This window comes from Pseudoxanthomonas sp. LH2527, from assembly GCF_022539275.1.
GTDB lineage: Bacteria > Pseudomonadota > Gammaproteobacteria > Xanthomonadales > Xanthomonadaceae > Pseudoxanthomonas_A.
Genome location: NZ_JAKZBW010000020.1, coordinates 1 through 14,683 on the forward strand (window position 1 = coordinate 1; position 14,683 = coordinate 14,683).

The window sequence follows — 14,683 nt, forward strand, 5'->3', positions numbered from 1 at the left end:
CCTGCCCGCCTTCGAGGACAACTACATCTGGGCGCTGGTCGACGACGAAGGCGACGCGCTGGTGATCGATCCCGGCGATGCGGCCCCGGTGCTGGCGGCCACCGGCAGCGGCCTGTGGCCGGCGGCGGTGCTGGTGACCCACCACCACCCCGATCATGCCGGCGGCGTCGCCGCCCTGCGCGCCCGCTGGCCGACGCTGCCCGTGTTCGCACCCGGGGACGAACGCATCCCCGACGCCACCGAGCGCGTGGGCGATGGCGATGTGGTGCGGGTGAAGCACTGGCAGCTGTCGGTGCTGGGCGTGCCCGGGCATACGCGCAGCCACATCGCCTTCCACGGCGGTGGCACCGACGGCCCACCGCACCTTTTCTGCGGCGACACCTTGTTCAGCCTCGGCTGCGGGCGCCTGTTCGAGGGCACACCGCCGCAGATGCTGGCCTCGCTGGAACGCCTGGCGGCGCTGCCGGCGGCGTCGCTGGTCTGCTGCGGCCATGAGTACACCCTGGCCAATGGCGCGTTCGCCAGCGCCGTGGATCCGCACAATCCGGCGCTGCGCGAGCGCCTGCAGGACGCCCGCGTGATGCGCCAGGCCGGTCGCCCCACCCTCCCCGTGACGCTCGCCAGCGAGCTCGCGACCAATCCGTTCCTGCGGGTGGACACCGACGCCATCCGCGCCGCGGTGTCCCACCGCCTGGGCCGCCCTCCCGCCGACCGGGTGGAGACGTTCGCGACCCTGCGGCAATGGAAGAACGATTTCCGCGCATGAATCCACCTCGCCCCCTGTATCTCGCGCTGCTGGCCGCAGGCATGGCTTGGATGCCGCACGCGGCACTCGCCACCGACCCACCCGCCGAGACCCAGGCCGCACCGGCCGCGCCACCGCTGGATCCGGCCAGCGTGCCGGCCAGCCATCAGCGCAGCGGGCTGGAGATCTACCAGCGCTTCCGCGACGGACTGGCCGATCCGGAGTGCGATAGTCAGGCCACCAACGGACGCTGGAAGAAGCACTTCAGCCATGCGCCCGGGCAACTGGCACGCGCCGAGGACGACCTGCTGCCGCTGTTCGGTTACGTGGTCGATGCGCTGCGCGAGGCGCACCTGCCCACCGAGTACGCACTGATTCCGTTCGTGGAAAGCGGCTACAAGCCGGGCGCACGCAATCCGCAGGGGCCGGCCGGGCTGTGGCAGTTCATCGGCATCACCGCGCGCAACCAGGGCGTGCCGATGCGCGAGGGCTACGACGGCCGGCTGTCGCCGGTGGATTCCACCCAGGCCGCCATCCGCTACCTGAAGACGCTGCATGGCATGTTCGGGGGCGACTGGCGCCTGGCGGTGATGGCCTACAACGCCGGCGAATACCGCCTGCTGCAGTCCATGCGCCGTGCCGGCATGAACGCACGCAATGCGCGCCCGGCGGAGCTGCCGGGGCTGTCCGGCATCACCTACGCCTACGTCGAGAAGCTGCACGCGCTGGCGTGCATCTTTCAGCAGGCCGACGATCGCGATGCCTGGCTCAGGCAGATGGATCGGCCGGTGCCGCGCCTGGCGGCGCACGTCCTGCCCGGTGATGCGACCCTCGATGCCTGGGCCAGGCAACAGCAGCAGCCGGTGGCACTGCTCAAGCGCCTCAATCCCGCCCTGGCCGGCCGCTTCAGCCGGGGCAGCAAGCCGATCCGGCTGCTGGCGCCGACGACGGCAGGCGTGGACGACATCGCGGCAGACGCACCGCCCTCATCGACACCCGACGCCGCACTGGCATCGACGTCCGCCGGCACGTCCCACGACACCCGCACGCACACCGTCAGGCGTGGCGACTCCGCCTGGACCATCGCCCGCCGCTACGGCATCACACCCGCGCGCCTGCTGCAGGTGAACGGCCTGGAAGCCGACGCCGTCCTGCGTCCCGGCATGGTGCTGAAGCTGGACAGCAGCACGGACTGAGCCGTTTCGCACGATGGAAAAAAGAATCCCGCCTGGCGGCGGGATTCGGTGGGAACCTGCTGCGCGGCTCAGAGCCGCTCTTCAAAGACCTTCACCTTGAAGCGCTTGCGCAGCGCATCCACGTAGGCCTGCGTCGCGATGCCGCCATTGAGCTGCACCAGCTGCTGCTGCATGCTCGCGCGCTCTTCCGGCGGCATGTCCGCGATGGCACCGTCGGTCACCTTGTCGACGGTGAAGATCGCATAGGCGCCGTCGCCCAGCGCCACCTTGCCGGCGACGACCTTGCCCTCCGCCGGACGACCCGCGGCGAAGATGGCTTCGTTCGCTTCGGCCGTCGGCATCGGCATGCCGCGGCGCAGGCCCGGCAGTTCGTTGAAACGCAGGCCGTCGGCAGCGGCGACCGTCGCCAGCGACTCGCCCTTCTGCACGCGGGCGACCAGCGCGTCCGCGGCGGCCTGGGCGGCCTTCTCCTGACGGTCCGTGCGGATGGCCTGCACGACGGCATCACGCGCCTTGTCCAGCGGCAGCGCCTGCTCGGGCGTGTGCTGGGCGACGCGGATGACGACGCTGTGGCTGGGCGCGATTTCGATCGGATCGCTGATCGTGCCGTCCTGCACCAGCGTGTCGGAGAACGCCGCACGCAACACCGCCGGCACCGTCGCGATGCCCTGCGGCTGGTCGCGCGAGAACGGACCGACCTTCTGCACCGGCAGGCCGGTGACTTCCGCCGCCGGTGCCAGCGCGGTGGGGTTCTTCAGGGTTTCATTGACCACGCGACCGGCCAGCTCGTTGTACGCACGCTCGCGCTCGCCGTTGGCCTCTTCGGCCGCCAGTTCGCCGCGCACTTCCTCGAAGCTGCGACCGGTGCCGGGATTGATCTGCTTCAGCTGCAACACGTGGTAGCCGAAGTCGCTCTTGACCGGGCCGCGGATCTCGCCGGCCTGCATCGCGAACGCGGCGTCCTCGAAGGGCTTGACCATCGAGCCGTCCTTCGCGAACGGCGGCAGTTCGCCACCGGCATCCTTCGATCCCGGATCCTCGGAGTTGGCACGCGCCAGCGCGGCGAAGTCGGCGCCTTCGCGCGCCTGCTTGGCCAGCGCGGCGGCCTTGTCTTCGGCCTTCTTCTGCGTGGCGGCATCGGCGCTCGCGTCCGCTGCGATCAGGATGTGCGCGACCACGCGCTGCTCCGGCGACATGAAGCGCGACTTTTCCGCCTCGTAGCGCTTCTGCAATGCGGCCTCGTCGGCCGTCGCCGTGACCGGCAACGTGGCGCCGTTGATCTCCACGTACTCCAGCGAGACCTGTTCGGGCTGCTTGAAGTCGTTCTTGTGGCTGTCGTACCAGGCCTTGATCTGCGCATCGGTGACCGACGCCGTGTCCTCGGCCACGGGCGGCAGCAGCGCGATACCGATGTCGCGCGTCTCGCCCAGCAGCTTCCACATGCGGGCCTGCTCACCCTCGGTGACGAAGTCGGAATCGCTGATCGCCTGCGGCAGCAGCATCATGCGCAGGCGCTCGCGCTGCTGTTCCTCGAACTGCAGCGGCGAGACCGCCGGCACCTGCGACGCCAGCAACAGCTGGTACTGCTCGGGACTGAACTTGCCATCGACCTGGAACGCCGGCTCGCTCGCGATCATCTTCTGCACGGCGGCGTCGCCCACCACGATGCCCGCGCGCTTCGCACCCAGCGCCAGCACCTTCTGGTCGATCAGCTGCTCCAGCACCTTGCGCTTGTTGTCGACGCTCTCGAACTCGCGCGGATCGAACGCATCGCCCAGCGCCTGGCGCTGCTGCTGGCGCGCCTGCTCGAAGGCCGTGCGGAAATCATCCTGCGTGACCTCCTCGCGCTGCCACAAGGTGGATACCGGCCACCACTGCGGCGCGGATTCCCACCATGTCGGCGGCGCCTCGACGAGCGCCACGTCACTGGCGGTGCCGCCGGTCACGTATTCGTTCACGCCGACGAAGGCGAACGGAATGATCAGCAGACCCAGGATCAGGCTGGCGACCCAGCCGGTGGTTTTGTCGCGGAGTTTCTGCAGCATGTGCGCACGGGACCCGAATTCTTTCAGCCGCGCAGTTTAGCGTGCCAGGGCAGCGGCGTCTCGCCGCCCGGCGGCTCCCTGGATACCGCACATCTTCGGGCGCCCGGCGGAACACGGACAGCAAAAAGCCCGCTTTCGCGGGCTTTTTGGGTGAAATGGCGGAGTGGACGGGACTCGAACCCGCGACCTCCGGCGTGACAGGCCAGCATTCTAACCGACTGAACTACCACTCCGCGCTGAGACGAACATTGTAAGACGATTTCAGCGATTTCCGCTAGACCATCCGACAATTTTTTTAATCTTGCATCGCCCCGATGTGGTGGGTGCTGAGGGTTTCGAACCCCCGACCCTCTCCGTGTAAGGGAGACGCTCTACCGCTGAGCTAAGCACCCGGGTGATCGCACCCTGCCATCGGCAGCGAGTCGATTAGTTTACGGCATCCTTCAGGGCTTTGCCAGCCTTGAACGCGGGGTTCTTGGAGGCCTTGATCTTGATGGTATCGCCGGTCTTCGGGTTGCGACCCGTGCGAGCGGCACGCTTGCGGACCTGGAAGGTACCGAAGCCGACCAACGTCACGCTGTCGCCCTTCTTGAGGGCCTTGGTGATGCTGGAGATGACGGCGTCGACGGCACGGCCAGCTTCGGCCTTGGACACTTCAGCTTCGTCGGCGACGGCATCGATCAATTCGGTTTTGTTCATTGAGTAACTCCCTGTGCGGCACAACCGCGGAATGAGTGACCGGCACCTCTGGCTTCGCTCGCCTGATCGGAACCGGTCGTGATGTCCACGCGCATCGAGGCACTGCCTCGTGCATGCGGGTGACGTCGTTATACCAGTGCGAAAAATGCCACGCAAGCCGAAAACCCAGTAATGACGCGGGTTTCAGGGCGATGACAGGCATCGCCGAGCATCTTCTTCAATGCTTCACGCCGGGTTGCTGGGAGCCCTTGCCGCGCTCCTTCTTGGTCGCCGGCACCACGCGTTCGCCACCATCGCCGCCGTCGGCGGGCACGGGCGCCAGCGGTCGCTCCAGCGCCAGGTCGAGCACCTCGTCGATCCACTTCACCGGCACGATCTTCATGCCCTCGGTGACATTGGCGGGAATGTCGGCCAGGTCCTTCTTGTTCTCGTCGGGAATGATCACCGTGGTGATGCCGCCGCGCAGCGCCGCCAGCAGCTTCTCCTTGAGGCCGCCGATCGCGGTGACGCGGCCACGCAAGGTGATCTCGCCCGTCATCGCGACATCGGCGCGCACCGGATTGCGGGTGAGTGCGGACACGAGTGCGGTCGCCATCGCGATGCCTGCGCTCGGTCCATCCTTCGGCGTGGCGCCATCGGGCACGTGCAGGTGCACGTCGTGCTTCTGCAGGAACTCCGTGTCCACGCCCAGGCTGGCCGCGCGACTGCGCACCACCGACAACGCGGCGGAACCGGATTCCTTCATCACGTCGCCGAGCTGGCCGGTCAGCAGCATGCCGCCCTTGCCCGGTACCAGCGCGACTTCGATCTGCAGCAGGTCGCCGCCGACTTCCGTCCACGCCAGACCGGTGACCAGGCCGATCTCGTTCTGCTCTTCGGCACGACCGAAGTCGTAACGACGCACCCCGGCGTACTTCTCCAGGTTCTTCGAGCTGACCTGCATCGCAGTCGCTTTCTTGCGCGCGGGCTTCGGGCCGGCGAGGGCGATTTCCTTGACCACCTTGCGGCAGATCTTGGCGACTTCGCGCTCCAGGTTGCGCACGCCGGATTCGCGCGTGTAATAGCGGACCAGGTCGCGGATCGCGTTCTCGGCGATCTTCAGCTCGTCCGCCTTCAGGCCGTTCGCCTTCAGCTGCTTCGGCACCAGGTAGCGCTGCGCGATGTTGACCTTCTCGTCCTCGGTATAGCCGGGGATGCGGATCACTTCCATGCGGTCCAGCAGCGGGCCCGGGATGTTGAGCGAATTGGAGGTCGCGACGAACATCACCTCGGACAGGTCCAGGTCCACTTCCAGATAGTGGTCGTTGAAAGCGCTGTTCTGTTCGGGATCCAGCACTTCCAGCAAGGCGGACGACGGGTCGCCGCGGAAGTCCATCGACATCTTGTCGATCTCGTCCAGCACGAACAGCGGATTCTTGCTGCCGGTCTTGTTGAGGTTCTGCACGATGCGGCCCGGCATCGACCCGACGTAGGTGCGTCGATGTCCGCGGATCTCCGCCTCGTCGCGCACGCCGCCCAGCGACATGCGCACGAACTTGCGGTTGGTCGCCTTGGCGATGCTCTGGCCCAGCGAGGTCTTGCCGACGCCCGGCGGACCGACCAGACACAGGATCGGTCCGCGCAACTTCTTCACCCGCGACTGCACGGCGAGGTATTCCAGGATACGCTCCTTCACCTTCTCCAGGCCGTAGTGGTCGGCGTCCAGCGTGTCCTGCGCGACCTTGAGGTCCTTGCGCACCTTGCTGCGCTTGTTCCAGGGCACGCCGAGCAGCCAGTCCAGGTAGTTGCGCACCACTGCGGCCTCGGCCGACATCGGCGACATCTGCTTGAGCTTGTTGAGCTCGTTGCGCGCCTTGGTCTCGACGGGCTTGGGCATGCCGGCAGCCGCGATCTTGCGCGCCAGCTCTTCCAGTTCGTTGGGCGCCTCGTCCAGCTCGCCCAGTTCCTTCTGGATGGCCTTCATCTGCTCGTTGAGGTAGTACTCGCGCTGGCTCTTCTCCATCTGCGACTTCACGCGGCCGCGGATGCGCTTCTCCAACTGCTGAACGTCGATCTCGCCGTCGACGAAACCGACCAGCAGTTCCAGCCGTTCGCCGACTTCGACCGTCTCCAGCAGCCGCTGCTTGTCGCTCAGGCGCACGCCCAGGTGCGCGGCGATGGTGTCGGCCAGGCGGCTGGGCTCGTCGATGCCGGCCAGCGTCTGCAGCAGTTCCGGCGGCAGCTTGCGGTTGGTCTTCACGTACTGCTCGAACAGGCTCATCAACGAACGCGCGACGGCCTCGATCTCGCGCGGCTCGCGCGCGTCGGTGGAATCGATCTCCTCGCCCTGCCCGTACAGCGATCCGTCGCGCTCGGTCACGTTCGACACGCTCACGCGCGCCGTGCCCTCGACCAGGACCTTGATCGTGCCATCCGGCAGCTTCAGCAACTGCAGCACCTGCGCGAGCGTGCCGACGCTGTACAGGTCCGCGGCTGCGGGGTCGTCGGTTTCGGCGGACTTCTGCGCCAGCAGGATGATGCGCTTGTCGGCTTCCATCGCCTGCTCCAGCGCACGCATGGACTTGTCGCGACCGACGAACAGCGGGATGACCATGTGCGGGAACACCACCACGTCGCGTAGCGGCAGGACCGGCAGGTCGAGGATTTCAGTCTGGGGACGGCGGGGCATGGGGGCTCCAGCAAGTGCGGAATGCAGGGGTGCGCAGGCACCAATGGGCCCGTTATGGGGCCATCGCCCGAGGGATGCAAGAGCGTCGCCAAAACCCCAAGGGAACCGGCCACTTGCGGCAGAGCTCCAGAAACTGAACAGGCGCCACATGGGCGCCTGTCAGAGGAGAGGATCCCGGTCGGATCACTCGGCCGATGCGACCTTCTGCGCCGGCGGATTCTGGTAGATCAGGTACGGCTCGGACTTGTGCTCGATCACCGACTCGTCCACGACCACCTTGCTGACGTTCTCCAGCGACGGCAGTTCGTACATCGTGTCCAGCAGCACCGACTCGACGATGGTGCGCAGGCCGCGCGCGCCGGTCTTGCGCTTCAGCGCCTTGCGGGCGATCGCCGCCAGCGCATCGGGACGGAACTCGATCTCCACGCCTTCCATCTCGAACAGCTTCTTGAACTGCTTGGTGATGGCGTTCTTGGGCTCGGTCAGGATCTTGACCAGCGCGGTCTCGTCCAGCTCTTCCAGCGTGGCGACCACCGGCAGGCGGCCGACGAACTCGGGGATCAGGCCGAACTTGATCAGGTCTTCCGGCTCGACTTCCGACAGCACCTTGCCGACTTCCGACTTCTTCTCGGAGCTCTTCACCTTGGCGCCGAAACCGATGCCGCCGGCTTCGGTGCTGCGCTGCTGGATGATCTTGTCCAGGCCGGCGAACGCACCGCCGCAGATGAACAGGATGTTCTTGGTGTCGACCTGCAGGAATTCCTGCTGCGGATGCTTGCGCCCGCCCTGCGGCGGCACGCTGGCCACGGTGCCTTCGATCAGCTTGAGCAGCGCCTGCTGCACGCCTTCGCCGGACACGTCGCGGGTGATCGACGGGTTTTCGCTCTTGCGCGAGATCTTGTCGATCTCGTCGATGTAGACGATGCCCTGCTGCGCCTTGTCGACATCGTAGTCGCACTTCTGCAGCAGCTTCTGGATGATGTTCTCGACGTCCTCGCCCACGTAGCCGGCTTCGGTCAGCGTGGTGGCGTCGGCGATGGTGAACGGCACGTTGAGCAGGCGCGCCAGCGTTTCGGCCAGCAGCGTCTTGCCCGAACCGGTCGGACCGGCCAGCAGGATGTTGGACTTGGCCAGTTCGACCTCGTCGTTCTTGCTGCGGCTCTCGATGCGCTTGTAATGGTTATAGACCGCCACCGCCAGCGTGCGCTTGGCGCGGTTCTGGCCGATCACGTACTGGTCCAGGACCTCGAGGATCTCGCGCGGCTTGGGCAGGTGGCTGCGGGCGGACTGCGCCTTCTCTTCCAGCTCTTCGCGGATGATGTCGTTACACAGCTCCACGCATTCATCGCAGATGAACACGCTGGGACCCGCGATCAGCTTACGCACCTCATGCTGGCTCTTCCCGCAGAACGAGCAGTACAGGATTTTGGTGCTGTCGCCGGAACGGCCCTGACGATCTTCGCTCATGCTGGTATTACTCGGTCGCTCAACCTGCCCGGAAGGGCTCGCGGTCGGAGAATAGCACACGGTCCCGGCTTGTCGGCCGGGACGGTGAACAGGGGGATTTGTGCCTGAAAACCGGCAATCCGGGGATCAGGCCGACTGGATGGTGTCTTCCGGACGGCGCTCGAGCACCTGGTCGACCAGGCCGTAGGCCTGCGAATCCGCCGCGCTCTTGAAGTTGTCGCGCTCGGTGTCGCGCTCGATGGTTTCCAGCGACTGCCCGGTGTGGTGGGAGAGGATGGCATTCAGCTTGGCACGCAGCGTGAGGATCTCGCGGGCGTGGATGTCGATATCCGTCGCCTGGCCCTGGAAGCCGCCCAGCGGCTGGTGGATCATCACGCGCGAGTTGGGCAGCGCATACCGCTTGCCCTTCGCGCCCGCCGCCAGCAGCAGCGCGCCCATGCTGGCCGCCTGGCCCACGCAGATCGTGCTGACGTCCGGCTTGATGTACTGCATGGTGTCGTAGATCGCCATGCCGGCCGTCACCACGCCACCGGGCGAGTTGATGTACAGGCTGATGTCCTTCTCCGGGTTTTCCGCTTCCAGGAAGAGCATCTGCGCCACGATCACATTGGCCACGTGGTCGTCCACGCCGCCGACCAGGAAGATCACACGTTCCTTCAGCAGGCGGGAATAGATGTCGTAGGCGCGCTCGCCGCGGCTGGTCTGTTCGACCACCATCGGCACCAGGTTGAGGGCTTGGGTTCGGATGCTCATTGGGTTATCGCGCCTGTCGTTCGTGGGAAGGTCCGGCCTAGGATAGCCGGACCCTCTGCCCGGGCGTGCGCCCGGATCAGTTGCGGATGGCTTCCTGGAAGGAAAGCGCCTGCTCGGTGTGCTGGGCGCGCTCGGCGATCCAGTCGATCACCTGCTCCTCCATCACACGACCCTGCAGACTGTTCATCAACTGGGGGTCGTTGCGGTACAACTCAATGACCTGCTCCGGCTCTTCGTAGGTCGAGGCGATCAGGCGCAGCGTCTCGTTCAGGCGCTTCGGGTCCAGGCGGAGCTGGTTGCGGCGGGCCACCTCGCCTACCAGCAGGCCGACCAGGACGCGCTTGCGGGCGGCATCCGTGAAGCCTTCGTGGGCGTTGTCGGGGATCTGCACCTGCTGGCCCTGGCGGCGGGCCTGCTCGGCGGCCTGCTGCACCATCACCCGCGCCTCGTTCTCGACCAGGCGCGGCGGCATTTCCACATGCGCATAGGCGGCGATCAGCTGCTCGCCGACTTCACGGCGCAGGCGGGTCATCAGCGCACCCTTCAGCTCGCGCTCGAGGTTGCTGCGGATGTCGGCGCGGAACTGCTCGGCGTCGCCGCTCTTCACGCCGAAGCTGCGGATGAACTCGCGATCCACGTCCGGCAGCACCGACTCGGCCACGTCGGTGACCTTGACGTGCACGTCGACCTGCCGGCCCGCCAGCTGCGGCACGCGCCAGTCGGCCGGGAACGTGACCGACACGGTCTTCTCGTCCCCCTTGGCCAGGCCCACGAGCGCCTGCTCGATCTCGCCGAACATCACGCCCGAGCCGATCAGGGTGGCACCCTTCTCGACGCCCTCGGCCGGCATGCGCTCGTCGCCGGCCTGCGACCAGGTCTCCAGGCCCACGCGATCGCCGTCCTTCGCGCCGCGCTCGACGGCCTGGAACGTACGACGCTGCATGCGCAGGTTGTCGATCATCTGGTCGATGTCGGCGTCGGTCACTTCGGCGGTGTTGCGCACCACGTTCAGCTTGGCCACGTCGATGTCGCCGAAGTCCGGCACCACTTCGAAGGTGGCGACGAAGTCGAGCTCGCCCTCGCCCTGTTTCTCGATGCGCGGGTTGCCGGCCAGTTGCAGTTCCTGCTCGCGCACGGCGTTGTTGAAGGTCTCGCGCAGCAGGCCGTCGAGGGCCTCGGCACGCACCTGGTCGCCGTAGCGCTGCTCGATGACCTTCGCCGGCACCTTGCCCGGACGGAAGCCCTTGATGCGCGCGGTACGCGACAGCTCGCGCAGGCGGCCGCCGATATGGGTGTCCAGACGCTCCGCCGGCAGGCTGAAGCTCATGCGGCGCTCGAGGTTGCCGACCGATTCGACCGAAACTTGCATACTCACTGACTCCTGCGGCCACGGCACAGCCGGGGCGATGTTGATAATCCGGGACGCCTGGGACGTGGGCGCAAGGCCCCTCCCGGCGGAACTTGCTAGTTTGGCCGATTCCGGAGCGGGCTGCCAGCGGTGGAGCCCGGAGCACGGGCGTTCCGGCCCCCCTTCATCGGCAGCGGGACTCAAAAAGTGTGGAAACCGCCGGCCCAGTCACGGTGGACCATCCAACGGTCGCAGCCCCATGACGGCTGGCGCTTCGCCCGCCGGGCGCGCCATGGCGCGCTCATGTCCGTGCCATCCGGCGCTCGCCGGGGCCTGGTGCGAAAGGAGGGACTCGAACCCTCACGGGGTTACCCGCTGGAACCTAAATCCAGTGCGTCTACCAATTCCGCCACTTTCGCGATTCGCCGCATTGTACCGGCCGCGGCGCCGGCAAGAAAAAAGCGCCCGGGGTGACCGGGCGCTTTCTGCTTTGGTGGGCTGTCAAGGATTCGAACCTTGGACCTATTGATTAAGAGTCCCCCGCGCTCACCAAGTTTTTCAAGCAGTTAAGCCCGCGATCATTACGGTACCACGGCCGTGGAACGCCCGCCATTGGGACGTCGCCCACCCTTTATTACGGAGGCGCGCGTAGTCCTGTCACACCCATTCTGGGCATGGACATACCCAGAATGGTCACACGGTCGGCCGCCAGGTCTGGCGGGCCATCCATGCGGCGTGCTGGGCGTAGACCTCTCGGCGAAGCCGCGCCTCGTGGCGGGCGGCCCAGAGCTCGACACCGCGGCGGCCGGCCTCGTAACTGGTGCAGTCGCGGATCCGGTAGACAGCGGGAAGGTGGGTGTCGAGGCGGGCGAACCATGTACCATCGAGCCGGTCGATCAGGCGGGCGACCCCGCTCGTGCCGAGCTGGTAGACCACCTCGCGGCCGCCGACGTCGGCGCCGAGCCAGGTCCAGCTGAAGGCGTCGTCGTTCATGTCGAAATCCTACCCCGCCTATCGTCACACAGCCTGAGACGGAGGCGACGGTATAGTCAGGCCCATGGACAGAAACGAAGTGATGGGCCGCCTCGCGGAGGCGGAGACCCAGATCCGGGACGGCCAGGTCGGGAGCAACCCCGAGGAGTTCGTCGAGACGCTGTGGGCGCAGGTGCACCAGGAGGCGCCCGAGGACATGCAGGACGAGGTGTACACCCGCCTGACAGCCTTCGTGGACCTGCTGGGCATCGGACCCGTGGACCTGCCGGAGCGCTGACATGTGCTACTCCGCCCAGATCAAGTCCGACTACAGCAAGTTCCTCCGGCAACAGGTGCCGGTCATGGACCTGGCGGCATTCGCCCGCCTGTGGCTGCGCGAGAATGGGCTCGAGCGGGAGAAGATCCCCAAGGGCGTCATCGATACCGTCGGTCCACGGCTGCCGCCCGATGTCAGCGCGGCACTGCACGCACGCTTCGCAGAAGACGAGGCCGCCTGGCAAGCCGAGGCGTTCAAGCAGGCCAAGCGCAAGGCGGACAACGAGCGGAAGCTGCAGACAAAGGTCACCAAGGCCGCCAGCGAGCATGTCCGGATCGCCACCAACAAGATCGAACAGCTCAAGGGCTGGATCGCCGACCTGCACCGGACCGAGCTGAAGGGGCGCGACTGGCAGTTCTTCCCGCAGTGGTGGGTTCCCGTCATCGTCCGGGATGGCGACGACTACGTGGTGCGCCCCATGCGCTACCAGCTGCGGCAACCCGGCACGCCGGCGTCGAGCGACTTCACCCGCAAGGGCGAGATGAGCGGCACCTACAACGCCCGCCGGGACAACCTGGCGCGGTACTGGCGCCGGCAGTTCGGCTACACGCACGGTCTGATGGTGATCGAGGAGTTCTGGGAGAACGTCGACAAGCCTGGCGGCGGTAGCCAGCGCATCAAGTTCCGCCCCAAGACGGGCGAGCCCATGCTGGTGGCCTGCCTGTGGGCCAACTGGACCGACCCCGCCGGCATCGAGCCCGACCTGCCCTGCTTCGCTGCCATCACGGACGAGCCGGAGCCCGAGGTCGCGGCCGCTGGCCATGACCGCACGATCATCAACATCAAGCCCGAACACGTCGAGGCCTGGCTGAACCCGGACCCCAGCAACCTGCAGGCGCTCTACGAGATCTTCGACGACAAGCAGCACCCCCACTACGAGCACCAAGTGGCGAAGGTGGCTTAGCGTAGTCCGATTAGCTGTTCGGAAACGGAGCCGTCGGCGGCGGAAAGTTCGCCGTGTACCTGGCTACGCCCTTGGTGATGCGCAGGTCATCCATCATGCCCTTGTAGGCGTAGCGCGCGTCACCGGTCACGGAACCCAGCAGCAACGGGTCAGTGCTGGTGTGATTGAAGGAACGCGACGCGCTGCCCACCTGCGTGCCGTTGACAAAAAAGCGAACGGTTCCGCCGTCACGAACGAAGGCAACATGCGAGAAGTCCGAGGTGCTGAGCGACACGCCCACGGTGGTGTCCGTGGTGCCGTTCGCACGCAGGTTCAGCTGCCCAGGCATCACTGCAAGCTGAAGCCCATCCGTCGTGTTCTGACCCTTGCGGAAGAATGCACCGAACCCCACGACCGGCGTCTGCGGACGGAACCACCCCTCCACGGTCCAGTCGCCCGTACCGAATCGAAGGTCGGCATGGTCGGGGGTGCTGATGCGGGAGCCGTTCTCCGATCCGATGCTGGGGGTGTTTTCAAACCATCCCGATGCGCCGCCAAATTTGGAGTAGTCGGTTTCTATGCGCGCACTATTCTGCGCCGTCCATACTCGTCCCTTGACGTCGGTGAAGACGGTCGCCCCATCCGTACCGTCGAAATGCAGGAGTGAGGTGACAGAGGCAAAGTGTGGGTCGCTTGCTGCGCCCCTAAGGAGCAGACCGCGGTGGCCGACGGCACCCGTCACGGCGCGAAACCGTTAGCAAGGGTGGCCAGCCAAGTGGCGCCGCCGTCGAACGTCGTGAGCGCCAGCATGTCGATCGCACCAGATCCGGTCGATACGACCCCGTCCGTACCGGCGGCCCATCGGAAGGACGCGGGCCATGCCACCGTGACCGGCGTCGAATGCTGAGTGAACTTCACCAGGATGGAACAGGCCGGCGGCACGTTCGTGAAGCTCCAGCCGGTGACGGCCGCGGTGGGCGCCAAGGTGTGGTAATCGCCCAGGGCGCAGTCGATCGGCACCACGCCCGCGCTTGGCACTGCGGCTGTCACGATGTTGCGATCGACGCCGGGCGACGGCGGCGGCTGCTGCAGCACCATCTCCAGTTCGTCACCGTCGGCGAATGCGCCGTTGCTAAGCTGCAGACTGCAGCTCACCTTGGTGTACCCGCTTGCATCGGTCACGCTGGTGACCTGCCACTTCTGCCAGTTGTCGCGGTCCTCTTCCTCGCGGCCCTGGAAGTACAGGAAACCACCGGGCTGTAGCGCCGCCAGCGCAGCGGCCAGGTCCTCCGCGGCTTCGTCCACGTCGTCGATGAAGATCTGCGTCGCCGAGGTCGGCGTGGCGTGATTCCACCGCACCTTGCCTGCACCCGGATCGGCGTCGGCGGTGGCGGTCATATCCGCCAGCACAGGCGCACGCATCACGAGCACCTGGCCGCCGAAGGGCGCGCCGATCGACAGGATCGGCATGCCGACGTTGCCATCTAGGCCGCCGCCCTGCAGGACCGGAATCAGCTCAAGTCCGCTCAGCGGCATCGCCGGCGGCGGAAGTTCAGAAAGTCGTGCCATT

The 14,683-nt window shown here is 66.5% G+C and carries 13 protein-coding genes and 3 tRNA genes; 4 read left to right on the plus strand and 12 right to left on the minus strand.

Features of this window, described 5'->3' with window-relative positions:
• Position 1: 1 nt before the first annotated feature.
• Together gloB and MMG85_RS11705 are read left to right on the plus strand one after the other, a co-directional pair.
• Positions 2-766, plus strand: coding sequence for a hydroxyacylglutathione hydrolase (gloB, locus tag MMG85_RS11700; protein ID WP_241046208.1), 765 nt, complete (start codon positions 2-4; stop codon positions 764-766).
• The gene (locus tag MMG85_RS11705) at positions 763-1,941 is read left to right on the plus strand and encodes a lytic transglycosylase domain-containing protein (protein WP_241046209.1); all 1,179 of its coding nucleotides are present in this window, start codon (positions 763-765) and stop codon (positions 1,939-1,941) included. Before gloB ends, MMG85_RS11705 begins: the two co-directional genes overlap by 4 nt.
• A gap of 68 nt (positions 1,942-2,009) precedes the next feature.
• Here the strand turns inward: MMG85_RS11705 and MMG85_RS11710 are convergent, their stop codons facing one another.
• The 10 genes from MMG85_RS11710 to MMG85_RS11755 form a co-directional block, all read right to left on the minus strand.
• Positions 2,010-3,986, minus strand: coding sequence for a SurA N-terminal domain-containing protein (locus tag MMG85_RS11710; RefSeq protein WP_241046210.1), 1,977 nt, complete (start codon positions 3,984-3,986; stop codon positions 2,010-2,012).
• A gap of 156 nt (positions 3,987-4,142) precedes the next feature.
• A tRNA-Asp gene (locus tag MMG85_RS11715) sits at positions 4,143-4,219 on the minus strand.
• 84 nt (positions 4,220-4,303) lie between these two features.
• Positions 4,304-4,378 (minus strand) — tRNA-Val (locus tag MMG85_RS11720).
• Between the two features lie 34 nt (positions 4,379-4,412).
• Complete coding sequence (locus MMG85_RS18480; RefSeq protein ID WP_268793387.1) at positions 4,413-4,718, minus strand: HU family DNA-binding protein; 306 nt, start codon at positions 4,716-4,718, stop codon at positions 4,413-4,415.
• Between the two features lie 184 nt (positions 4,719-4,902).
• Positions 4,903-7,353 (minus strand): endopeptidase La, encoded by a 2,451-nt coding sequence (gene lon, locus MMG85_RS11730; protein WP_345778851.1) that lies wholly within the window; start codon positions 7,351-7,353, stop codon positions 4,903-4,905.
• 183 nt (positions 7,354-7,536) lie between these two features.
• Complete coding sequence (gene clpX / locus MMG85_RS11735) at positions 7,537-8,820, minus strand: ATP-dependent Clp protease ATP-binding subunit ClpX (RefSeq protein WP_055941984.1); 1,284 nt, start codon at positions 8,818-8,820, stop codon at positions 7,537-7,539.
• 126 nt (positions 8,821-8,946) lie between these two features.
• On the minus strand, positions 8,947-9,573 hold the full coding sequence (gene clpP / locus MMG85_RS11740; RefSeq protein ID WP_055941981.1) for an ATP-dependent Clp endopeptidase proteolytic subunit ClpP: 627 nt from the start codon (positions 9,571-9,573) through the stop codon (positions 8,947-8,949).
• A 76-nt stretch (positions 9,574-9,649) separates the two neighbouring features.
• Positions 9,650-10,942 (minus strand): trigger factor, encoded by a 1,293-nt coding sequence (gene tig, locus MMG85_RS11745; protein ID WP_241046290.1) that lies wholly within the window; start codon positions 10,940-10,942, stop codon positions 9,650-9,652.
• A 313-nt stretch (positions 10,943-11,255) separates the two neighbouring features.
• Positions 11,256-11,340 (minus strand) — tRNA-Leu (locus MMG85_RS11750).
• Positions 11,341-11,614: 274 nt separating this feature from the next.
• Complete coding sequence (locus tag MMG85_RS11755) at positions 11,615-11,914, minus strand: hypothetical protein (RefSeq protein WP_241046211.1); 300 nt, start codon at positions 11,912-11,914, stop codon at positions 11,615-11,617.
• 64 nt (positions 11,915-11,978) lie between these two features.
• Between MMG85_RS11755 and MMG85_RS11760 the strand changes: the two genes are divergently transcribed.
• Both MMG85_RS11760 and MMG85_RS11765 read left to right on the plus strand, forming a co-directional pair.
• Positions 11,979-12,191 carry a hypothetical protein gene (locus MMG85_RS11760; RefSeq protein ID WP_241046212.1) on the plus strand — a complete coding sequence of 71 codons (213 nt, stop codon included), beginning with the start codon at positions 11,979-11,981 and terminating at the stop codon, positions 12,189-12,191.
• A gap of 1 nt (position 12,192) precedes the next feature.
• Complete coding sequence (locus tag MMG85_RS11765; protein ID WP_241046213.1) at positions 12,193-13,134, plus strand: SOS response-associated peptidase family protein; 942 nt, start codon at positions 12,193-12,195, stop codon at positions 13,132-13,134.
• 10 nt (positions 13,135-13,144) lie between these two features.
• Here MMG85_RS11765 and MMG85_RS11770 read toward each other — a convergent pair whose 3' ends face one another.
• Both MMG85_RS11770 and MMG85_RS11775 read right to left on the minus strand, forming a co-directional pair.
• Positions 13,145-13,855, minus strand: coding sequence for a LamG domain-containing protein (locus MMG85_RS11770; RefSeq protein ID WP_241046214.1), 711 nt, complete (start codon positions 13,853-13,855; stop codon positions 13,145-13,147).
• Complete coding sequence (locus MMG85_RS11775; RefSeq protein WP_241046215.1) at positions 13,852-14,682, minus strand: hypothetical protein; 831 nt, start codon at positions 14,680-14,682, stop codon at positions 13,852-13,854. Before MMG85_RS11775 ends, MMG85_RS11770 begins: the two co-directional genes overlap by 4 nt.
• Between the last annotated feature and the right edge of the window lies 1 nt (position 14,683).